The organism is Clostridium sp. NSJ-145 (genome assembly GCF_021044725.1).
GTDB classification, from domain to species: domain Bacteria; phylum Bacillota; class Clostridia; order Clostridiales; family Clostridiaceae; genus Clostridium; species Clostridium disporicum_B.
The window spans coordinates 60,287-82,078 of sequence record NZ_JAJNOS010000014.1 but is presented as its reverse complement, the minus strand read 5'-3'; the positions used below and the strand labels follow the sequence as shown (position 1 = coordinate 82,078).

Here is a 21,792-nt window from a genome sequence, read left to right as displayed (position 1 = left end):
TTTCTGCAAAACAGCTGCAACTCAAATCCCATAATTATTTATATTATACATTTTTTTCAAATTTATCTCCAGCAATTTATTATCTTTTTCTATAAATATTTGTATATCTCCCCCTTTGATGCTAATACTAAATCTATTAGGAGGTGTTATTATGAGTGATAAAATAATCTGTTTATGTAAAGGTATCTCTGAAGATACTATAATAGATGCCATAAAAAATGGTGCCGATACAATTGAGAAAGTTAAAGAAGCCACTGGTGCTACAACTGGACATTGTCATGGTTCAAGATGCAAAGGCCCAATAGAAGAGCTTATAGCTAAATATAAATAACAAAAAGCTCTAAAGCTTATACATATGCTTTAGAGCCTTACTTATAAATATTAATCTATAAATGTTACTACTTCGTCTAATGGTTTTCGTGGCGGAGCCTTTGGAGTTTCTTCTTCAGGAATTCCTAAAGATATCATTGCCATTAGCTCATATCCTTCTTTATTAAAATTAATTAACTCTTCAATCTCTCTTTTAGAATGAGCTGGTCCTGTCATATAACAAGCACCATACCCCATTGCAGTAGCTGCAAGTAGAAAATTCTCTACTGCTGCACCTATTCCTTGTACTTCAGAATGTGTTGATTTTAAAATTTCAATTACTTCTTCGTTAGCATTATTAGCTTTTAAAATATCCTCTTCTATCATCTTATATTCTTTTGAGTATACTATTACAACAACTGGTGCATCCTTAAAACAAATATAATAAGGAAGAGTATTCATCATAAGCTTCCTTTGCTTTTCTTCTTTAGCTATTTCGGCTAAATATATATGTTTATTAGTTACTATCTCTGCCATCTTATTTATAATATCTCTATTTTGCAAAACAACAAAATGCCATGTTTGCTGATTCTTCGGAGATGGTGCTTGTGTAGCTGCATCTAGAAGCTTTAAAATATCCTCTTTAGGAATTTCTCCTTCTTTGAACTTTCTTATACTTTTTCTTTTATAAATAAACTCTAAATTATCCATTAGTTTTCCTTTCATTATTCTTAAAGTATTTTTAATTATATTATTTAAACTATAAGCTTAAAAGTAATTTATTATATCTTTTCCATTATATCATAAAAGTAATTATTATTAATTATTAGCTCTCTATACTCCTATTTAATAAAAAACATTGAATATATATATAGCTTTATTTAAATACTATTCTTGAATACATATTTTTTATTTGGAGGAAATTACATATGAAAAAATTAATAATATTAGGTTTAATTACTCTTTCATTATTTGTTAGCTGTGGTAACAATACTACTCCTAATGATAATAAAGATAATAAAGCAACCGATACTACTGATTATGGTAAAGAAGCACCATCTACTAACAGTAATGAAACAGATTCAAATACAAATACAAACCAAACACATTAATTAAACAAAATAAGGAAGCTAATTAATATAGCTTCCTTGTTTATACTTAATAAGTATTATTTTATAGTTAATTGGGCTATTTTTTCAATATCTATATCCATAATACTATATTTACTAGATAATTCACCTTTAATTTCTGGTGAAAGATTTGAATGCAAATAAAGAGAATCTAAACCAACCTCATTTGCTCCACCAATATCACATATATAATCATTTCCTATCATTATACTCTCATTAATATTTAAATTATGTTTATCTAATAATAACCTATAAAATTTACTATCTGGCTTACAAACTTTATAATCAGCTGAAAAAAATATATCATCAAAATATTTTTCTATTCCTAGCATTTTCATTTCATAAAATGTAAATACTCTTTGTGCATTTGATAGTAAATATATTTTCTTACCTTTAGCCTTCAATAATTCTAAAAGCTCTATTACACCATCGTATAATCTAATATATTTTATCGATAACACTCTAAAGAATTGAGCTGTATCCTTTATTGTATCATTTGAAGGCGTTATTCCCTTATCTTCATACAATGAAAAAAATACTTTTTCTAAAGAAAAATCTGGATATTTTGTATCATTAATTAACTCTAGTTCTTTTTTAACCTTCTCGGAATACAAATCTTTAAGTTCTTTAGCTTTATATTTTGCTCCTTTTAATGAGTAAAATAGCGAAAGCTTGTCCCATAATTCGCTTTTATCTTCATCAGTATTTATATCAACTAATGTGCCATATAAATCAAAAATATAATTTTTATACATATAAATTCCCCTTTTATATAAGTAAATATTTTTTAGGTTTATTGTTTTTAAATTCATTAATTATATATATCAGAAAATTCAACTTTTATTTTTTCTATATTAGCATCTACAGCAGATTGAGGTAGAATATTTTCACTTTCTTCTACTCTCGCTATTGGAAGTTTTACTGTAAATGTACTCCCCTTATTTATTTCACTATCAATATTAATACTGCCCCCTTGAAGTTCAACTAATGATTTAACTAAAGAAAGACCTATTCCACTTCCTTCTTTTTTTCTATAAGTTGACTTATCAACTTGAGCAAACCTTTCAAATATCTTTTCTTTCATTTCTTTAGGTATCCCAATACCTGTATCTTTAACTGAAATCAATACTTCTTTCATTGTTGATTTTATATCAACAAAAATATCTCCACCTCTTTCAGTAAACTTTATAGCATTTGATAGTAAATTCAATATTATTCTCTCTATACTATCTGGATCACAAGCTATAACTAACTCCTCTACATCAGTATCAAAGGTTAATGACATCCCTTGTGATTCTATATAACATGCAGCTGATAAAGTTATATCTTCAACTATTTTAACTATATCAACATTTATTTCTTTAATTTTAAAACTTGCAGAATCTATTTTGGTTATATCAATTAAATTAGAAATTAATCTATGTAATCTATTAGTGTTTTGCTTACTCATTTGCATATATTTTATAAAGTTTTCATTTCTATAGTTATCATTCTTAGTTGTAACTTCTATCATTTGCTGAGCAGTATAAATAATATTTAAAGGCGTTTTCAATTCATGAGAAACATTTGCAAAGAATTCAGTCCTAATCTTTTCAGCTTCTTCTATCTTCTTATTCGCTTTTTTTACTTTGATATCTTTTATAAATTCACTTAAAAAATGTTTATACATTAAATTAGAAATTAAAATACTAAAGATTACTGTAAACACAATATTAACTATATTATCCATCATGCTCGTTGTATCTTTCGCAAATAATATTATATATGTCAACATCGTTAATGCCGGTATCACAGTTTTGATTATGCTAACAATCAACGGAATATAAATCAACGTTGCATAGCAAAACATAATTATTATATATGATGAAATTTGATTTGTACTTTGAAATAAATCCAAAGACATAAATATTCCCCACCAAATTACACAATCAGCAAATACTGCATATATAGCTTTATTAGTTTTATATGATAGCTTTTTTGATATAATTTTATAATATATTACCCATATTATCGAAACTATTATCATGCTTACATGCGCTAAGTAAAGGTAATAATAAGATAAATTATCTTTTGATATTGCTTTGTAATAGAATATATCTACTAGAATAAGAATAATATTTAAAAAAATTAATAATAAAAACGGAAGATTCATCTTATTCATATTAGTTTCTATTCTTAATCTTTCAAATTGATGATATTCATTAATATTCTCAAAATATGTTTCTGCCGAAATAAAACATTTTTTTCTTTTGGTAGTCACAAAATTTCCCCCTAATCAACATCTTATTACATATTATACCAAGTTTCTATTTTTGGGTCAATTTATATCATAAGTATAAATATTACAAATTTTCTTTCTTAATACAGTCTTCAGGGTTAATCTTTATCCTTTCCCATTCTCCTACTTCATTCTTTCTAAATTGTGCAATTTCTATATCATAATTATTAGTTAATATATAAAACTCAATTCTATATTCATTACCATCATTTCCTTTAAAATATATATTTTTCACATATCCATCGATAGTTATTTTATCTATTTCTTTAAGGAGATTACACCAATCTCCATATCTTATTAATACCGATAACTTCCCATCATAGTCCCATCGATGATAAGGTGCACACAAATACTCTTCAGGTATAATAGTCATATTAGAAATCTTATAAATACCATCTATTCTTTCTAAATCTATATATCCATAATAATAGATAAAAGCTCCTGCACCAAACTCAGTACCTTGAATAGTCTCAATCTCATAAAAATATTTTAAATCTTCTATATTCTCATCTATTGGAATCTCTTTCAATTTGATTAGATTTATATGAAGAGTATTTTTGAATGAATCTTCATATTTATTATAGCTAATATTGCTTTTATATTCTTTAGCTAGAAAATTATAGGCTATTGGATATGGCTCTTTTGCTCTACCTAGAGTTCCACAGCCTGTATATTTATCCTTTACTGGATTTGCTGCCTCTCTCAATACTGAAAAGTAATTTATTACTGTATACTCTGGTGAAATAAGATAATTTATAGGTATCTCTATACTATCTGCTTCCATTCCACTATATAGATTAATAAGATTATTAGTCTCATCATTACCATTTAATATATCTAAGTTTGATGGCCTAAAAAACTTTTCACTATCTTCAATCAATTCATTACTTACACTATTATCTTCATAATCTAAATAAAGTAAATTAGCTCCTAAAGCTATTTCTTCTTTATTCTTATTTATATTTATTGTTAATATAATTATAAAACTTAATATTATTAAATAAAAAATAATTATTCTCTTATTTACATATAGCTTCATTACATTTTCCTTTTTAAATATTAATCAAACATTTCTTATATTAAGTCTATTATTTTATGCATTATAATATAACAAATAATTTGTTATAACATCATATTTAATTCATTATTAAATAAAAAAAAGAGAAAACATCATCTTGATGCCTTCTCTCTTAAATTTAAAAGTTTTACCAACAGATAGTTATCTTATTTTTTGTGTTTCTGCAAGGTAACTTAAATTCAAAAAACTTTAATTTTTTCCCCTTTGGTGAAAATCTATCACATACTATATGTAAAATATATCCCATGGAAAAACCTAAAGTTAAATAAATATTACCAATTAAATATACACTAAAACAAAATAGTATTGTTCCAAACCATTTATGTGTAAACATCCTGTGAGGTGAAAGTTTCCCTAAAATAACTAATGCAAAAAATAATATATATGGAAAATATTCATCCCAATGTTTATTTAAAAACGAAATAATATTATCTATACTTAACGCCATCCCTAACATATAACCTATAACTAAAGCTATTATCAATATAACAATAAATTTATTAAAAAACTGTCTCGCTTTTGAATTATGTGAATCTATATCTGGCATATATGATCCAATAAATCCACCTAAAATTAATGGGACTAAATATATCACACTACTTATAGTATTAGTTAATAAAAAACCGATACCCATAGTAGCTGTAGCTGTAGTTCCAACTATCATATGTTCTTTTCCTTTCATTTAAACTTCTCCATCCTTAGTAAAATATATTACTATTCTACTACATTTGTCTAATATGAGAAAGTATGTTCTGAATAATATTTTTTATATCTTTCAAGAAATTTAAAATTATCTTTCGTATAAGCTATTTTTAAGCAAAAAAAGAGTACCTACATAAGTAAGTACCCTTTCATTATTAATCTAAGTGAATACATTTTACTGGACAAACTTCAACACAAGCCTTACAGTTTGTACATTTTGAATGATCGATTGATGCAACATTATTTGTAACAGTAATTGCTCCAAATTCACATGTCTTTTGACATTTCATACATCCAATACATCCATTTGTACATGCTTTTCTTGTGATTCCACCTTTGTCTTTGTTGTTACAAAGAACTTTAACTTCTTTGCTTATTGGTCTTAAAGCTATTATAGACTTAGGACAAGTCTTTATACAAGCTCCACAAGCTGTACATTTTTCTGGATCAACCTTAGCTACTCCATCAACTATATGTATAGCATCAAATTCACATGAAACTGTACAATCTCCGAAACCTAAACATCCAAATGCACATGAACCTTTACCTGAGAATAAAAGGTTATTTGCTGCACAAGTTTGAGTTCCTTTATATTCATATTTAGCATTAGTAGCTGAAGGAACACCGTTACATTTAACGAAAGCAACTTCTCTTTCTGCTACTTCTGCTTCTGTTCCTAATATTTCACCAATTTGAGCTGTAGCTGCAGCTCCACCTGGTTTACAAAGTGTTATTTTTTCATTTTTTTCTATTAATGCTACTGCATATTCATCGCAACCAGCATATCCACAAGCTCCACAGTTAGCTCCTGGTAAGCATTCTCTTACCTTACCAACTCTTTCATCTACTTCAACAGCTAACTTCTTAGATGCTATTGATAATAGAAGTCCTGCAATTAATCCTAGTACTATAAATATTGCAATAGGTACTAAATAAGCTTCTAACATACTTTTTATACCTCACTTTATCTTATTTAAATAGACCGTCAACTACTCCTGAGAATCCAACGAATGAAACTGCTAATATAGCTGCAGCTATTAATGTTATTGGTAATCCCTTAAATGCTTTTGGAATATCTGTATTTTCCATCTTTTGTCTTACTCCTGAGAATAAGATTAATGCTAATGTAAATCCAAGACCAGCTCCTAAAGCATTAACAATTGATTGTAAGAAGTTATATCCGTTATCTATGTTTAAAACAGTAACTCCAAGTACAGCACAGTTAGTAGTTATTAATGGTAAATAAACACCTAATGCCTTGTATAGTGGTGGCATAAACTTCTTTAAAACTATTTCAAGTAATTGAACGAATGTTGCTATTACTAGGATAAATGCAACAGTTTTTAAATATCCTAATTCATATTTATTTAATATTTGATATATTGGGAAAGTAACTGCTGAAGCCATAACCATTACGAAAGTAACAGCTGCACTCATACCTAAAGCTGAGTCAATCTTCTTAGATACTCCTAAGAAAGGACAAATTCCCATGAACTTAGCTAAAACAAAGTTATCAACTAAAATAGCGCTAACTAATATAATCATCATTTCTTTCATCGATTAGCACCCTCCTTCTGAACCATGGCAAGCATCCTTACCTGGACATGCAGAACATCCTGCTTTTTTCTTTGATATACTGTAATTTGTAAGCTTATTAACTAATGCTATTAAGCATCCAAATACGAAGAATCCACCAGCTGGAGTAACAAATATACCCATTGGTTCGATTATATCTTTAGTTAAAGTGATACCCATCCAAGTACCTGAACCTAATATTTCTCTTATAGAACCTATAGCAAATAATGCTAAAGTAAATCCTATCCCCATTCCTATAGCATCTAAAATAGAAGCAAATACTTTATTTTTACAAGCAAACATTTCTGCTCTTGCAAGAATAATACAGTTAACTGTTATAAGTGATAAGAATACACCTAAAGACTTATAAAGTGATGGAAGGTAACTTTGCATTAAGAAACCTACAACTGTAACGAAACCTGCAATAATAACGATAAAGCTTGGAAGTCTAACTTCCTTAGGAATAAAGTTTTTAAGTAATGATATAACGATGTTTGAACCTATTAAAACGAAAGTTGTTGCTAGTCCCATTCCTAGACCATTCATAGCCATAGAAGTTACTGCAAGTGTTGGACACGTACCTAATAATAATACAAGTACTGGATTTTCCTTGATTATACCTTTAGTTAGAATTGATAAGTTACTTACTTTTTCCTTCATTATGCATCCACTCCTTTCACTGCTTCTATTGCAGCTCTAACTGCTTCATTTAATCCATTTGATGAGAAACTAGCTCCTGATACTACTATATCTTCTGCTAATTCAGCCTTTCCAACGAATTGACTTAAGAACTCTGCATCTGCAACTTGAGTTCCTAAACCTGGTGTATCATTTATTCCTAAAACTTTCACACCAGTAATGTTCTTATCAGCATCGAATCCAACTACTACGTTAATAGTATCTTCGAAACCTTCACCTGTTGCATCTATAACATATCCAGCTCCGTTTACAGCCTTAAGCGCAAATTTCACGTTGCTTCCTTCTACTGTAATTTCTTCGAAGCTATCTCCTTCAGCTAATACTTCTGGAGCTGCATTCATTACATCATCAATAGTAACTGCACTTGCAGATTTAAACTCTTCAGCTGGAGCTGCTGGTTTTTCTTCTGCTACTGGCTTGTCTTCAGATGGTGCAGCTGATGCACTTCCACCTTCTAATTGTCCACCTGATTTTATTATGTTAAATGCATCAAATGCATTTGTTATTGCTTCATTTAATCCCTTAGATGAGAATGTAGCTCCTGATACAGCATCACTACCATCTACTGAAGTCTTTCCTATAAATGTTGCTAAGAAATCAGCATCCTCAGTTACTTTTGTTCCGATACCTGGTGTTTCAGACATTTCATATACTTTAACTCCAGTAATCTTACCATCGTTATCTAATCCAACTAAAACACTCATATCTCCACCGTAACCTTTTCCGATGGCATTTATTACGTAACCTGCATCATTAGATGTTCCTATAACAGCTGGAACAGTTGCACTTGAACCTACACCTGCATCATCAAATCCTTCTCCACCTGGTAAAACATCTACTGCCATTGCTAACATTTCATCACTTATAGCTGGTCCAGCTACACCTACACCTGTTAAGTTGTAAGTTAAAACTAATACAGCTGATACTACTAAAGTTATTAATCCAAGAACTAGCGTTGGTCTTAATATTGAACTTTGTTTGCTCATTATCTCTTACCTCCTAACGCTTTTAATCTAGTTGCCTTATCAATATATGGAACTAAAATGTTCATAAGTAATATAGCAAAAGATACACCTTCTGGATATGAACCAAATACTCTGATAAGAACTGTGATAAATCCACAACCTATACCGAATATTAATTTACCCATATTAGTAACTGGTGATGTTGAATAATCAGTTGCCATAAATATTGCCCCTAAGAATAATCCTCCACCTAAAATTTGAGCTAAAGGATTTACTCCTAAAACAGCAGTGAAAACAAATACTGTTCCGATAAATGCTACTGGAATTATTGGGTTTATAACTTTTCTATATACTAAGTATATTCCACCAATTAATAATGCTAACGCACTAGTTTCACCTAATGATCCACCTGTAGTTCCTAAGAACATGTTTAAAAGGTTTGGTGTTTCACCTGCAGCTATTTGAGCCATTGGTGTTGCACCTGAAACTGCATCTGCTACAGCAGCAATTTTTGGAGCTGCCCAGTTAGTCATTTGTGTTCCAAATGAAACTAAAAGTACTATTCTAGCTGTTATAGCTGGATTAGCAAAGTTTTGTCCAATTCCACCAAATAATTGTTTAACTATAACTATTGCTACAAATGAACCTATAACGCACATCCATAGTGGCATAGTTGATGGTAAGTTAAACGCTAAAATTATACCTGTTACAACAGCACTTAAATCGCTGATTGTATTCTTTTTATTCATTATTCTTCTACTTAAATATTCAAAACCAACACATGAAGCTACACATACAGCTGTAACTAATCCTGCTCTTAATCCAAATATAATATTTGAAGCTATTAAAGCTGGTATTAAAGCTATTATTACATCTCTCATTATTGTAGATGTAGTTGTGCTACTTTTAACGTGTGGTGATGATGTTACTATTAGTTTTTCCAAAACAAATCACCCTTCAAATTAAATTTTATATGATATTATTTTTGCATAGCTTGTCTTACAAACATTTTAGCTAATTGATTCTTTTGAGCTAAATTACGTTTTGCTGGACAAACATATGAACAACATCCACAGTTCATACATAAGTTAACATCGTGAGCTACTAAGCTTTCTGCATTTCTTGCATCATATGCCTTTTCTAATGCAGCAGGCATTAAGTTTAATGGACATGCATATACACATTTTCCACATCTGATACAATCAGTTTCTTCTGCTGGAGTAGCATCCTTTTCATTTAAAGCGATAATTGCATTGTTATTTTTAACTATTGGTTGTTCTAAATCTGGTACTGCTATTCCCATCATTGGTCCACCCATTAATATTTTCTTGCAATCTGCTTTTAATCCACCACAGAATTCAAATACGTCCTTTATAGGAGTTCCTAATGGTACTATTACGTTCATTCCTTTATTTGCTCCAGTACCATCAACTGTTAATCTCTTAGAAACTAATGGCATACCTGTTTTTAAGTACTTAGCTATAAAGCTTACAGTTGTTACATTAAGTACAATTACACCTGCATCTGCTGGTAATTGTCCATCATTAACTATTCTACCTGTAGTTGAGTAGATTATTACTTTTTCTGCTCCTTGAGGATATTGAGCTTTAAGTTCTACAACATCAATTCCTTCATGTTTTTCACTTAATTCGCCTAATAATTTAATTGAAGCTGGTTTATTGCTTTCAATTCCTATGTAAGCATTTTTAATATTAAGCCACTTCTTAACTACATTGATACCTTCAATGATATCTTCTGGGCTTTCCATACATTCTCTGTAGTCAGATGTTATATATGGTTCACATTCTGCCGCATTGATAACTAATGTATCAATTTGGTCTAAATTTTTAGGATTTAACTTGATGTGAGTTGGGAATCCAGCTCCCCCTAATCCTACTACTCCTGATTCCTTAACAGCAGCAATAAATTCTTCTCTAGAATTTACTACTGGAACCTTAACTTCTTCACTGATAGCTTGTTCACCATCAGACTCAATTACTACAGCTTTTGAAACCATTCCTAGTGCATTTCTGAATTCAGTAACTTGTTTAACTTTTCCTGATACAGATGCATGTATAGGAGCACTAAATGGAGCATTGCTCTCTCCTATCTTTTGTCCAACCTTTACTAAGTCACCCATCTTTACTAATGGCTCACATGGCGCACCAATGTGCATGCTCATCGGTATTGTTACAGTGCTTGGTACAGGCATAGAAACAGTTTTTTCTTCTGCAGTATTTTTTAAATGTTTTACAAAAATACCACGTAGACTTTTTGTACTTTTAATCCTTCCCACTAAAATCACCTTTTCCTGTAATTTCTTTTTTTGAATTAAATATTGTTAAAAACATATCTAATTTCAACTTGCAATAAATACAACCTTCCAGAGAGGTAAAATACTTCCAAAAGCTCATATTTATTAGCTTTAGTAAAAAATTTATTACTATATATTGTTTAATAACTCTTATATTATAGCATAAAAATTTAAACTTTCAATTTACTTGTTATAAAAAACACATTTTTTTAAAATTTTTTAAATGAAAGTTTTATTTAATTTGTAATTTTTTCTAAACACCTCTTTCATATTTCAACATAAAAATACATACCAGATTACATTTTCATAATATGGTATGTATTTATCCATTTTTAACTATACTTTTTTATTTATTACATACATAGCATTGTTAGATTTACTCCAAGCTAATAAAAACTCTTCTAATTTATATTTTCTTCTTACACTCTCATTATTTTTTCCAGCTGGATCATTTACTACTACATAAGTTTGACCATCACTATCCGATGTTATTCCACAAACTACTATTAAATGCCCTGATGTTGTTACTGGTGAATTTTCTATATATGGATAGTCCTTATTATTTTCATCATTAGTATATTTAACACTAACTATTACTGGATATCCTTTTAAAATTTCTCTTTGTAATGCTTCTAATGATCCATATTCAATATAAGATTCATATCCAAGACTTCCTGCAAAAGCAACATTAAAAGTCCAATTTCCAAATCCTTTATACATATAGTCATAACAATTCCAGGCGACATCCTCAACCATTAAATTTTCTCCCATCCCATTTAACACCATAGTTAAACTTGTAGGACTACATATCCTAGATGCTATAGACTCTTCTCTTTCATACTGAGAGAAACACGGTGTTTCTATAGTATTTTCACAATATATTTCATCAACTTCTTTTGAAAAAACCTCTTTAGCTCCTACTGTATCTATGAACGTTGCAGTTATTTGACTAATAGTAGGCGTGTTATTTGAATCTGCACTATATAGTTTAACTTTTATTTGAAGCTTTTTAGCTACATTATTACTTTTATCATTTAACACAAACACATCAGTATCAACTTTTGCTATTTCACATTTAGAATTAGCCGAACTACTATTTATTGTTGAACCCCATATTCCCCACGAAAGATACTCTGACCATTTTCCTATTGCTTTATTTCTTTCTACTACATAAGCCCTTGCCAAAACTTCAATATAAGTATTCTCTGGAGTTTTACTATTCCATGATAGTATTAAATTGGTAAAATCTTCTGTATCTATTTCTTCTGATATATATGTTCCTAACTCACTATAAGTATCACCTTCTTTTAAAAGAGTTAGTACATCCTCTCCCTCTTCTTTACTAATCTCTATATCTTGTAGCTCTCCTTTATTAAATGTATCCTCTCCTTTTAACTTAATTAACCTTTTTGATTTCAACTCATCATTATTTTTACTTTTCGTACTCACAAACTCTTCTCCTTTAAAATTACTATTCTTTACAAACATAAAATACTTAAAACTTACTATAATAACTATAATACATAAAGCACCATAAACTATTGACCACTTTTTTCTCATTAATATATTATTCCTCTCAAACTCAACTCACTTCTTGCTCCATATCATTAAATTTATCATAAAGTATAACTATTATCATAAAGTATAACTATATTAATAGCAGAATGTATTTCTTTTTTATTCATAAAAAATACACCTCTAAAATTTAGCCGTAAATACTTAAACTAAAAAGGTGTATTATAATTCTATTTTCTTACATTCTATAAGTCATCATATCATCTATCTCTGTAACTCTTACTGAGTCTAAGCTTTCAATAATATCCATTATTTCACTAATTTCTTCTTTGTATATTTTAGCTATATTTCTTTTAATATAATTATATATTATATATTTTAATTCTTTATTAACATCTAAACTTAACTCTATCTCTATAGTAGATATATCTTCATTCTCAAAAGCATCTTCAATCTTATTAAAAAACAAATTATATTTTATTAATCTGTCTTTGTCTATATCTAAAAAATACTTTACAAACTCATGGTTAATCATAGAATCTCCTATAACTTCTAAAAATGTATTTACCTCTTTCCTTGACAATAATAATTTATTTATAATCATAATATCCTCCATCTAATAATTACTTAAACTGTTAAAACTATTTATAAAATTACAAATTTAAATATCACTTTCCTTAGATTATATTAAGTAATTCTACAAATTATACCTATACATATTAATATTAAAATAATAAAAAAGTTGTTGATAACTCTCTTAAATAAGATCTTTACCAACAACTTCTTAATCTGTTATTCGTGTTTTATTATTCTTTTATTTCTTCTTTTTCTTCATCTTTATCCACTTTATCATCTTCTGAAGTTTCTAAACTACTATCAACTTCAGAATCTTCAATGTTATTACATGAGAATTTTTCAAAAGAAACTATCTTTTTTACTGGTGCAAGTAAAAAACCTACTGCTGCTCCTGCTAAGAAAGAAACTGCTCCAATTAAAACTTTTTCCTTGTTATCCACTTTTCTACCTCTATATATAAAATACTTCATACTTCTATACTATTCAAAACCTTAATTTATTTTACAAAAATTTTATCTTACTATTTTTCTAGTTACTGTACCTACTCCTATTCCTATTATTATTAATCCAACTAACATTTCTACATTTCCTAGAAATTCTGAAACCCTAACTGGTTCTATGCTACTAGATCCAACTCCTGAGAACATACCACAACTAAGGGTAATTGCTTTATGTATATTTAATAGATGGTAAGTTAAATCATTACTGTATATTTTATAATTTAAATAACTTATTATATTATCATCTATTTTTATTCCAAATATTAAATATAAAATTGCAAAAATTAATATAGTTGCTAATGCAAAGATAATTGAATATATAGGTCTTTCTCCATAACCACAAATTGACCAATATAAAAATGAGTTTATTCTTGGAAAAATTTTTAAAGTCTTTCTTTGCGTCAACTTACACAAATAATAGTACTCACCAAAGTTATTATTCAGATTATTTTCCTTAAATTTATCTCCTATTGTTTCATAGGTCATATATACCCCTTCATATTCATTTCTGTCTTTTTCTCTAAGCTTTATTTTATCAAAAAATGTTTTTTCATCTAACTTACTCTTTATTTTATCAGTAAAATCTAAATCTATAATATATGTACTCATTATTTTTGCTCCAGATAGATCACAATCTTCTATTCTAATACGTTTTAATTCTGAGTCTATTATAATCAAACTAGTCATATCACTTAATAAAAAGTAAGTATTACTAATAAAACAACTACTAAATATACAGTAAGCTATCGTGCTTCCATCAAACTTAGCATATATTTCACAATTACTAAATTCACATGAAAAATTATCTCTTCTATTTAATGAAGGTTTCTTTTCACTTTCCTCCTTATAGAAGCTACAGTTTTTAAATATAACTCCTCCACTTTCAAATTTGCAATTTTTAAATATACACCCTATAAAATTACAATTTTCAAATTTTATATTACCAAAAGTGCAATTTTCAAATATAGTACAAACTATATCTTTATCATTGATTTTCTCATAATCTTCTTCATCTTTAATTCTTCCTATTCCAAAATGTTTATCTTCAAATTTTTTATAGCTATATTCATTATCAGGAATATAAATTTTGGGCAAATCTTTTGTTTCAATTAGTTTATTAAATATTTCTTCATTATTCTTTCTTCTTTTTTTTAACTGTTCTCTTGTTACTTGTCTTTCCTCTTTAAAATTTACATATGACACTATACATTCAACCCCTTATATAGCTATTATGTTATTTATACAAGTACTTTATTCTTCTAAGTAAAACTAAAAGTACTTGCGCTTACACAAGTACTTTTTCCTTAATTAACTTCATTTGAATTATTTGAATTATTTGTATCATTTTTATTACTACTATCTTCTATACTTTTGTCATCTATATTATTATTTGTATCTTTAGGCTGAATATTAGTTACTGAATATATTTTATCTATTATAATATCATATCCACCACATAACATAACTGTTACTATTAATGAATTAATAAAAACACCATAATAATATATTACTGTTTGCGTTGCTGTCTTTGTTACAAGTCCCATTATTATAATATGACTTATAGCTAGAAGAAAAGTATAAAATCTAGTTCTAATCTTTTTAATTATAGGTAAATTCTTTGTAACAAAAACGATTAACTCTACAACAAAAAGTGTTCCTGTAAAACTTGCTAAAAAGTCTGTAGTAACGAAATTATTTATTTCCATAAATTACTCCATTTAAATCTTTATAATTATTATATTTTAAAAATATTATTGTGTTCTTAAGTTAAATTATTATATTTTATTAAATATTTAAAGTTATATCTAAGTAGTATAATTAAACTTTACTTTTCTTATATGATGATGGTAGTAATATTATGATTTATTTATATTTAAACTAAATTAAATTTACTTTATCTCTTTTAATAAACTTTCCTCTACCTTTTTTACCAATAAATTTTCCTTTATCATATATAATTTCACCATTACTTATAGTCATTATTGGATATCCCTTTACTTTAATTCCTTCATAAGCAGTATAATCCACATTTGAGTGTAAATTATTTGCACTAAGCACCTCTTCTCTATTAGGATCTATTATTACTAAGTCACCATCACTTCCAACTTGAATAGTACCTTTCTTAGGATATAATCCAAAAATCTTTGCTGGATTTGTTGCACAAACCTCTACAAATTTATTTATACTAATCTTCTCTTTCATTACACCTTCTGAAAATATTAATGGTATCCTCTCCTCAACACCAGGAGCTCCATTTGGACATTTAGTAAAATCATCTTTACCTAACTGCTTGTCTTTTGAAAATGAAAAAGGACAGTGATCTGTAGCTATAGTTTGAATATACCCTTCATTTATTCCCCTCCATAACTCATTACAATTATAACTTTTCCTAAGAGGAGGACTCATTATATATTTTAAACCTTCATTATTATCTAATTCATATTTCTCTTCATTCAATATTAAATATTGAGGGCATGTTTCTGCATAAACCTTTTCCCCTCTTTCTCTTGCCATCTTAATATAATCTAGCCCTAACTTAGTAGATAAATGTACCACATATAGAGGTGCATCTCCAGCTATTTTTGCAATATTTATCATTCTATTAACAGCTTCCCCCTCTGCCTCTTCAGGTCTACTCAAACAATGGTACTTTGGAGACTTTAATCCTTCTTTAGTAAATTTCTCTCTTAAATATTTTATACTTCCATGATTCTCACAATGTACAGTAGTAATACTGTCTAACTCATTTAATCTTTTAAATATTTTTACCATATCTTCATCTTCAATTTTATAGTCATATGTTAAATAAGCTTTAAAACTACTTATTCCTTCATCTTCAACTATGCTCTTCATCTCTTCTAGTATATTTTCATCTATATGTTGTATTACTCCATGAAAACTATAATCGATTACAGCATTATTATCAGCATATTTATGATATACATCTACTTGATGCTTCAAATTACAATTCTTAGGTCCAAATCCCATATGATCAACTATAGTTGTTGTTCCTCCACAAGCTGCTGCTATAGTCCCTGTATAAAAATCATCATTAGCTCTTGCTATACCTACATCAAGGTTAAAATGAGTATGTACATCTACTCCTCCTGGAATTATATACATACCTTTTGCATCTACTATCTTATCAGCATCTTTTAAAAGTTCTAATCCTATTTCACTTATTCTACCTTTTTCTATATAAATATCTCCATTATAAATATCACTAGCTGTTACTATAATTCCATTTTTAATCAATAAAGACATAATCATCAACCTCACTTTATATACTCTCTCACAATAATTTACGATATTATTCCATGAAGCTTATATAAAAAAAGACTGAATTTTATCAGTCTTTCTAAATAATAAACTCTTTACCCTATAGCATTTATATTTTCTTCTTTATACATTTATTACTTAAAATATTCAATTCCTATTGCTTCTCTTACTTCTTTTGTTGTTTTACTTGCTACTTCTCTAGCTTTAATGCTTCCTTCTCTTAATATCTTATATACATAATCTAAATCTTTCTCATATTCACTTCTTCTTTTTCTTATTGGCTCTAATTCTGCCTGTAGCACTTCATTTAAATAACGCTTTACTTTTACATCTCCTAAGCCACCTTGTTTGTACTGCTCTTTCATACTACAAACTTCCTCTTTATCTTTACCAAAAGCATCTAAATAAGTAAATACAGTGTTTCCTTCAACTTTACCTGGATCTGATACTTTGATATGGTTAGGATCTGTATACATGCTCATAATTTTTTTCTTAACCACATCAGCTTCATCTGATATATAAATAGCATTCCCTAATGACTTACTCATTTTTGCTTTACCATCAATTCCTGGTAATCTTCCTAAAGTATCTTCAGGAACCATTGCCTTAGGCTCCACTAATATATCTCCATATATAGAATTAAAGGTTCTAACTATTTCTCTAGTTTGCTCAATCATAGGCAATTGATCTTCTCCAACTGGCACTAAATTAGCTTTGAATGCTGTTATATCAGCAGCTTGACTTACAGGATATATAAAAAATCCAGCAGGTATACTGTTTTTAAAATTTCTTAATTTAATTTCCTCTTTTACTGTAGGATTTCTATTTAATCTAGCTACCGTAACAAGATTTAGATAATGCATAGTTAATTCATTTAACTCTTGTATTTGTGATTGTACAAATATAGTAGCTTTACTTGGTTCTATTCCAACTGCTAAATAATCTAAAGCAACTTCTATTAAGCTATTTCTTATCTTTTCAGGATTTCTTGCATTATCTGTTAATGCTTGCTGATCAGCTATCATAATAAAACTTTCATACTTTCCAGTGTTCTGTAATTTAACCCTGTTTTTTAATGAACCTATATAATGTCCTAAATGTAATTTGCCAGTTGGTCTATCCCCTGTTAAAATAATTTCTTTATTCATACTTTTTAACACCTCCAATAATTAAACTCAATTTGTAATCAAAGTAATACTCTGAATACTATTTTCTAATTTCTATACCATAAAAAAACAAAAACTCCATCCTATAAATATTATAGGACGGAGTTAATCCGCGGTACCACCTAAATTGTATAATTTAAAATTATACCTCTTAAATTCAAGTACTAACATACTTTACCTGCTATAAGGTGCATGTCACCATATCACATACTCTTATAAAAATTTCTGCTAATTCCTCTAAGGTCCATTCACTAAATTTTTTCTTGCTAAGATTTCACCATCCTTAACTCTCTTAATTGAATCTAAATTTAGTTACTTCTCCTTTTCATAGGATTAATATAATTCATTTACATATATTGTATAATGCTTTTATCATATATTCAATATTTTTATAATTTTATTTTCCATTTATTCTATCAATATATTCTCTCATTATTCTTGCAGATGAAGTAAACTTTTCTTTTTCTTCATCTGAAAAATCTACTTTAAGCACTTTTTCTACTCCATTTTTTCCTACAATTGTTGGAACACTTAAATAAGTGTCACTTACACCACAATAATCATTAAGAAGCGTTGATACTGTTAAAATAGTTTTTTCATCCCTTAAAAGAGCCTCCACTATTCTAACTAAAGCAACAGCAACTGCAAATGCTGTAGCTCCTTTACGATTTATTACTTCATAAGCACAATTCTTAACATCCTCTGCTATAACTTTTTCTGTTTCACAATCCCATTCTATTGAATTTTGTTCTGAAAAGCTTTTAACAGGAATAGTTCCAACTCTTAATGATGACCAAGGAACAAATTCACTATCTCCATGCTCACCCATTACAAAACCATCAATTGTTCTTCCATCTATCTCAAAATATTTTCCAAGTAAACTTCTAAGTCTAGCTGTATCTAAAACTGTTCCTGATCCTATAACTCTTTCTTTTGGGAATCCTGATAACTTATATGTCATATAAGCTAAAATATCTACTGGATTTGATACTACTAGTAATATTGCATTAGGACTTGCCTTAGCTATCTTAGGAATAAAATCTTTAAATATACCATAGTTTTTATCTACTAAATCTAATCTTGTTTCTCCTGGTTTTTGATTTAATCCAGCAGTTATAATAACAACATCAGAATCTTTAGTATCTTCTATTGTTCCTAAAGTAACATTACATGGTTTGCATAATGAACTTCCATGCATTAAATCCATTACTTCTCCTAAAGCCTTTTCTTGATTTATGTCATTTATCACTATTTCCCTTGCTATACCTTTTTGCAATAATGCAAAAGCTGTTGTTGCTCCAATTGATCCTGCTCCTATAATTGATATTTTACTCATAGCTTTCACCCCTTGATTTTATATTGTTAATAAGTGCTATTGTTTAATAATTGTTATTTTAGTATATTATACCATATATTTTTTGTAATAAAAAATAAATTCATTCATATTATTAACTTTATTAAATCTAATATTCATACTATTAAATAACTTTTATATTATTAACCTCTTTAAAAAAAATAAAGCCAAGAGATATCTTATTAATCTCATGGCTTTTATTCTTTATTTCTTTGCTATATTAAGAGCTAGATCTATTACTTTATCAGCATTTCTCATTCCATATGTTATATGATCTATAATTTGTACCGGTATTTCTTTAGGCTCTGCCATTTCTCTTACCTTTCTTATGTAGTGCTTAACTTGCGGTCCAAGTAAAATTACACTAGCTCCATCTATCTCTTTAACTATATCCGTATATCCAACTCCTGTAATATCTAAATCAAGATTTTTTTCAATAGATATTTTATTCATCTTATTTACTAAGTCTCCTGTAGACATACCGTTTAAACAAACAAGAACTATCTTCATCTTACTTCTTTCTCCTCCCACCTTAAAATATTATACGAATTCAAAATATCTTTCGTTTCCATATCCCTCTCCTTTGATAACCTTTTCATTAATGGTGTTATTATAATTCTTTAAATTTATACTTCCACCTATAATATACTTATTTACATATCTCTAAATATATTCATCAATTTTATTTACATATTAAAAACCTCAAGCAATTCCACAACTTGAGGTTTTAGAATTTTTTAAAACTATCTTTACTCACACCTTGTTATAAGACTATATGAATCTTGTCTAATACTTATATCATTTATCTTTTTAATTGATATTTTTATTTTCCCTCCTACAACAGTATTAATATCTAAAAACTTATCAGTTTCTTTCTTTTCCTTTTCGATTTCTTTTTCCCAAATAAAAATTTTCTTATTTAATATTGCAGAGGATATTCTAACGATATTAACTTTATTCTCAATCTCTTTTTGTTCTACTTTAAGTCTTTTATATTCATTCCACATAATCTCCATAGAATCTTCCTCATTATCATTAAATAAACTTCTATAATCTTCCGCAATATCTAACTCAACTTTTTTCTTAGGATATTTTTCTACCTTCCATTCAAAAACTTTAGCTAAATATATTTGAAAATCACTTGATACATTATTTTTTTCTACTCCAATGGGATGATACAAACCTTTTTCATCAACTCTGTATTTTTTAATTATCTCTGATGTACCATCCACTATATATTTATTTTTATTAACTTTATCATTTTTATATCTATCTTTAATTATATTAGATATTATTCCCTGTCTTATCTTCAGCTCCTCTATTTTCCAAAGATATTCTGCTATACATTCTGCATCTAACAATCTCAACATTTTATTATTTGTTATATCTAACTTAGTTAAGTCCAGTGTAATAATTTCTTCCCCAAATACATTATTTATTGATTTAATTAATTTTCTTTTTTTATATTTTGCTTTAAGTTTATTGGAAAGCTTACACCACATAACTCCCATATTCAATTTACCATTTAGCACCAACGTATACTCTCTAAATATATAAGAATCTAACTTTAATTTATTTTCTTTATTTTTTACTTCTCCGTCTATTTTAACCTTAGCGAAGATATTTAATTTCTTACTTCCTATAACTATATCTTTTATCTCTCCATAACCAATTTTAGGTCTTATAAAAATGTAATTATCTTCTATCATATAGTTTTTTTGAGTTGTTCTTTTATAATCATAGCTATAATCCCAAAGTAATTTTGATTCTTTATCTTCCATTATTTCATTTAGTATTTGAATCAAACATTCACCCTCTTCATTTTTTGAATTTGCTTTTATCTTTAACTTTCCCTCTTTAAATCTATTGCTTCTTTCATCAATACATAACGTTAATATATTCATTACTTTTATTTTTTCTTCAATATTAAAGTCTTTTTCTAATAAATTATATATATAAATATCACCCATTTGAGCTACTATTTCTTGTCCACTTTCTATATTTTCATTTTTAATATAATATAATGCTAAAGAGTATAAAAAATCTTCTTTTATTGCTTCATCGATTTTATTTTTCTTTATAGCTTTAAACTTTTCTTCATTTATAATTAAATCATCTTCAAAAACAACTATTTCACATTTATCATAGGATATACTTCTATGTCCTCTCATTCTTCTAGATTCTTTTGTAATAAAATAATCATTACTTTCAATACTATAATCTTCACCTTTATCTGAAACTTTTTTTATTAAATAAAAATTACACATCTTATTTTCATATTCAGATATTTGAAGCTTTTCCCCTCCTAAATATTCCACTTCTAAAGACTCTTTACTTTTTAACATATTTTTC

At 27.9% G+C, this 21,792-nt stretch carries 23 protein-coding genes and 1 other annotated feature; of the genes, 2 read left to right on the top strand and 21 right to left on the bottom strand.

The annotated features are described in order from the left end of the window. Positions 1-151: 151 nt before the first annotated feature. A complete protein-coding gene (locus LQE93_RS12970; protein ID WP_055263452.1) occupies positions 152-331 on the top strand; it encodes a (2Fe-2S)-binding protein in 180 nt (59 codons plus the stop codon). A gap of 50 nt (positions 332-381) precedes the next feature. On the opposite strand, the gene LQE93_RS12965 is transcribed toward LQE93_RS12970, so the two are convergent. Continuing rightward, the gene (locus tag LQE93_RS12965; RefSeq protein ID WP_055263450.1) at positions 382-1,020 is read right to left on the bottom strand and encodes a nitroreductase family protein; all 639 of its coding nucleotides are present in this window, start codon (positions 1,018-1,020) and stop codon (positions 382-384) included. 218 nt (positions 1,021-1,238) lie between these two features. On the opposite strand from LQE93_RS12965, the gene LQE93_RS12960 reads away from it, so the two are divergent. Beyond that, a complete protein-coding gene (locus tag LQE93_RS12960) occupies positions 1,239-1,421 on the top strand; it encodes a hypothetical protein (protein ID WP_055263448.1) in 183 nt (60 codons plus the stop codon). A gap of 56 nt (positions 1,422-1,477) precedes the next feature. On the opposite strand, the gene LQE93_RS12955 is transcribed toward LQE93_RS12960, so the two are convergent. The 20 genes from LQE93_RS12955 to LQE93_RS12860 form a co-directional block, all read right to left on the bottom strand. After that, positions 1,478-2,194 (bottom strand): HAD family hydrolase, encoded by a 717-nt coding sequence (locus LQE93_RS12955; RefSeq protein ID WP_055263446.1) that lies wholly within the window; start codon positions 2,192-2,194, stop codon positions 1,478-1,480. Positions 2,195-2,250: 56 nt separating this feature from the next. Further along, positions 2,251-3,699, bottom strand: a complete 1,449-nt coding sequence (locus LQE93_RS16900) for a sensor histidine kinase (protein ID WP_231073945.1) — start codon at positions 3,697-3,699, stop codon at positions 2,251-2,253. Positions 3,700-3,781: 82 nt separating this feature from the next. Then, complete coding sequence (locus tag LQE93_RS12945; RefSeq protein ID WP_231073943.1) at positions 3,782-4,756, bottom strand: hypothetical protein; 975 nt, start codon at positions 4,754-4,756, stop codon at positions 3,782-3,784. Positions 4,757-4,922: 166 nt separating this feature from the next. Next, positions 4,923-5,477, bottom strand: coding sequence for a metal-dependent hydrolase (locus LQE93_RS12940; protein ID WP_055263441.1), 555 nt, complete (start codon positions 5,475-5,477; stop codon positions 4,923-4,925). A 175-nt stretch (positions 5,478-5,652) separates the two neighbouring features. Beyond that, the gene (locus LQE93_RS12935) at positions 5,653-6,444 is read right to left on the bottom strand and encodes an RnfABCDGE type electron transport complex subunit B (protein WP_231073942.1); all 792 of its coding nucleotides are present in this window, start codon (positions 6,442-6,444) and stop codon (positions 5,653-5,655) included. Positions 6,445-6,466: 22 nt separating this feature from the next. Continuing rightward, positions 6,467-7,054, bottom strand: coding sequence for an electron transport complex protein RnfA (locus LQE93_RS12930; RefSeq protein WP_055263437.1), 588 nt, complete (start codon positions 7,052-7,054; stop codon positions 6,467-6,469). 3 nt (positions 7,055-7,057) lie between these two features. Continuing rightward, positions 7,058-7,732 carry an electron transport complex subunit RsxE gene (gene rsxE / locus LQE93_RS12925; RefSeq protein ID WP_055263435.1) on the bottom strand — a complete coding sequence of 225 codons (675 nt, stop codon included), beginning with the start codon at positions 7,730-7,732 and terminating at the stop codon, positions 7,058-7,060. Further along, a complete protein-coding gene (locus tag LQE93_RS12920) occupies positions 7,732-8,757 on the bottom strand; it encodes an FMN-binding protein (RefSeq protein WP_186839082.1) in 1,026 nt (341 codons plus the stop codon). The genes rsxE and LQE93_RS12920 overlap by 1 nt, the downstream gene beginning before the upstream one ends. Continuing rightward, positions 8,757-9,680, bottom strand: coding sequence for an RnfABCDGE type electron transport complex subunit D (locus LQE93_RS12915; protein ID WP_055263431.1), 924 nt, complete (start codon positions 9,678-9,680; stop codon positions 8,757-8,759). Before LQE93_RS12915 ends, LQE93_RS12920 begins: the two co-directional genes overlap by 1 nt. A gap of 35 nt (positions 9,681-9,715) precedes the next feature. Next, on the bottom strand, positions 9,716-11,032 hold the full coding sequence (gene rsxC, locus LQE93_RS12910; protein WP_148315728.1) for an electron transport complex subunit RsxC: 1,317 nt from the start codon (positions 11,030-11,032) through the stop codon (positions 9,716-9,718). A 354-nt stretch (positions 11,033-11,386) separates the two neighbouring features. Then, on the bottom strand, positions 11,387-12,610 hold the full coding sequence (locus LQE93_RS12905) for a C39 family peptidase (protein WP_231073940.1): 1,224 nt from the start codon (positions 12,608-12,610) through the stop codon (positions 11,387-11,389). A 193-nt stretch (positions 12,611-12,803) separates the two neighbouring features. Next, complete coding sequence (locus LQE93_RS12900; protein WP_231073939.1) at positions 12,804-13,169, bottom strand: hypothetical protein; 366 nt, start codon at positions 13,167-13,169, stop codon at positions 12,804-12,806. A gap of 202 nt (positions 13,170-13,371) precedes the next feature. Beyond that, positions 13,372-13,581: a hypothetical protein gene (locus tag LQE93_RS12895; protein ID WP_231073937.1), complete on the bottom strand. Its 210-nt coding sequence runs from the start codon at positions 13,579-13,581 to the stop codon at positions 13,372-13,374. Between the two features lie 72 nt (positions 13,582-13,653). Next, a complete protein-coding gene (locus LQE93_RS12890; RefSeq protein WP_231073936.1) occupies positions 13,654-14,844 on the bottom strand; it encodes a pentapeptide repeat-containing protein in 1,191 nt (396 codons plus the stop codon). Between the two features lie 101 nt (positions 14,845-14,945). Further along, positions 14,946-15,347, bottom strand: a complete 402-nt coding sequence (locus LQE93_RS12885) for a hypothetical protein (protein ID WP_231073934.1) — start codon at positions 15,345-15,347, stop codon at positions 14,946-14,948. A gap of 172 nt (positions 15,348-15,519) precedes the next feature. Beyond that, positions 15,520-16,905: a dihydropyrimidinase gene (gene hydA, locus LQE93_RS12880; RefSeq protein WP_231073932.1), complete on the bottom strand. Its 1,386-nt coding sequence runs from the start codon at positions 16,903-16,905 to the stop codon at positions 15,520-15,522. A gap of 149 nt (positions 16,906-17,054) precedes the next feature. Next, positions 17,055-18,068 (bottom strand): tryptophan--tRNA ligase, encoded by a 1,014-nt coding sequence (trpS, locus tag LQE93_RS12875; protein WP_231073930.1) that lies wholly within the window; start codon positions 18,066-18,068, stop codon positions 17,055-17,057. A gap of 110 nt (positions 18,069-18,178) precedes the next feature. Further along, positions 18,179-18,424: a binding site (T-box leader), on the bottom strand. A gap of 59 nt (positions 18,425-18,483) precedes the next feature. Continuing rightward, entirely contained in the window at positions 18,484-19,422 is a 939-nt protein-coding gene (locus tag LQE93_RS12870) for an L-lactate dehydrogenase (protein WP_186839091.1), read from the bottom strand. Positions 19,423-19,644: 222 nt separating this feature from the next. Next, positions 19,645-19,950 carry a PTS sugar transporter subunit IIB gene (locus LQE93_RS12865; RefSeq protein WP_055263413.1) on the bottom strand — a complete coding sequence of 102 codons (306 nt, stop codon included), beginning with the start codon at positions 19,948-19,950 and terminating at the stop codon, positions 19,645-19,647. Positions 19,951-20,189: 239 nt separating this feature from the next. Beyond that, positions 20,190-21,785, bottom strand: a complete 1,596-nt coding sequence (locus tag LQE93_RS12860; protein WP_231073928.1) for a hypothetical protein — start codon at positions 21,783-21,785, stop codon at positions 20,190-20,192. Positions 21,786-21,792: the final 7 nt, after the last annotated feature.

Excerpts from the sequence above, each read along its gene's own strand:
- LQE93_RS12970 (WP_055263452.1), top strand. The coding sequence starts at position 152 with ATGAGTGATAAAATAATCTGTTTATGTAAAGGTATCTCTGAAGATACT.
- LQE93_RS12965 (WP_055263450.1), bottom strand. The coding sequence starts at position 1,020 with ATGGATAATTTAGAGTTTATTTATAAAAGAAAAAGTATAAGAAAGTTC.
- LQE93_RS12960 (WP_055263448.1), top strand. The coding sequence starts at position 1,239 with ATGAAAAAATTAATAATATTAGGTTTAATTACTCTTTCATTATTTGTT.
- LQE93_RS12955 (WP_055263446.1), bottom strand. The coding sequence starts at position 2,194 with ATGTATAAAAATTATATTTTTGATTTATATGGCACATTAGTTGATATA.
- LQE93_RS12945 (WP_231073943.1), bottom strand. The coding sequence starts at position 4,756 with ATGAAGCTATATGTAAATAAGAGAATAATTATTTTTTATTTAATAATA.
- LQE93_RS12940 (WP_055263441.1), bottom strand. The coding sequence starts at position 5,477 with ATGAAAGGAAAAGAACATATGATAGTTGGAACTACAGCTACAGCTACT.
- LQE93_RS12935 (WP_231073942.1), bottom strand. The coding sequence starts at position 6,444 with ATGTTAGAAGCTTATTTAGTACCTATTGCAATATTTATAGTACTAGGA.
- LQE93_RS12930 (WP_055263437.1), bottom strand. The coding sequence starts at position 7,054 with ATGAAAGAAATGATGATTATATTAGTTAGCGCTATTTTAGTTGATAAC.
- rsxE (WP_055263435.1), bottom strand. The coding sequence starts at position 7,732 with ATGAAGGAAAAAGTAAGTAACTTATCAATTCTAACTAAAGGTATAATC.
- LQE93_RS12920 (WP_186839082.1), bottom strand. The coding sequence starts at position 8,757 with ATGAGCAAACAAAGTTCAATATTAAGACCAACGCTAGTTCTTGGATTA.
- LQE93_RS12905 (WP_231073940.1), bottom strand. The coding sequence starts at position 12,610 with ATGAGAAAAAAGTGGTCAATAGTTTATGGTGCTTTATGTATTATAGTT.
- LQE93_RS12900 (WP_231073939.1), bottom strand. The coding sequence starts at position 13,169 with ATGATTATAAATAAATTATTATTGTCAAGGAAAGAGGTAAATACATTT.
- LQE93_RS12885 (WP_231073934.1), bottom strand. The coding sequence starts at position 15,347 with ATGGAAATAAATAATTTCGTTACTACAGACTTTTTAGCAAGTTTTACA.
- hydA (WP_231073932.1), bottom strand. The coding sequence starts at position 16,905 with ATGTCTTTATTGATTAAAAATGGAATTATAGTAACAGCTAGTGATATT.
- trpS (WP_231073930.1), bottom strand. The coding sequence starts at position 18,068 with ATGAATAAAGAAATTATTTTAACAGGGGATAGACCAACTGGCAAATTA.
- LQE93_RS12870 (WP_186839091.1), bottom strand. The coding sequence starts at position 19,422 with ATGAGTAAAATATCAATTATAGGAGCAGGATCAATTGGAGCAACAACA.
- LQE93_RS12865 (WP_055263413.1), bottom strand. The coding sequence starts at position 19,950 with ATGAAGATAGTTCTTGTTTGTTTAAACGGTATGTCTACAGGAGACTTA.
- LQE93_RS12860 (WP_231073928.1), bottom strand. The coding sequence starts at position 21,785 with ATGTTAAAAAGTAAAGAGTCTTTAGAAGTGGAATATTTAGGAGGGGAA.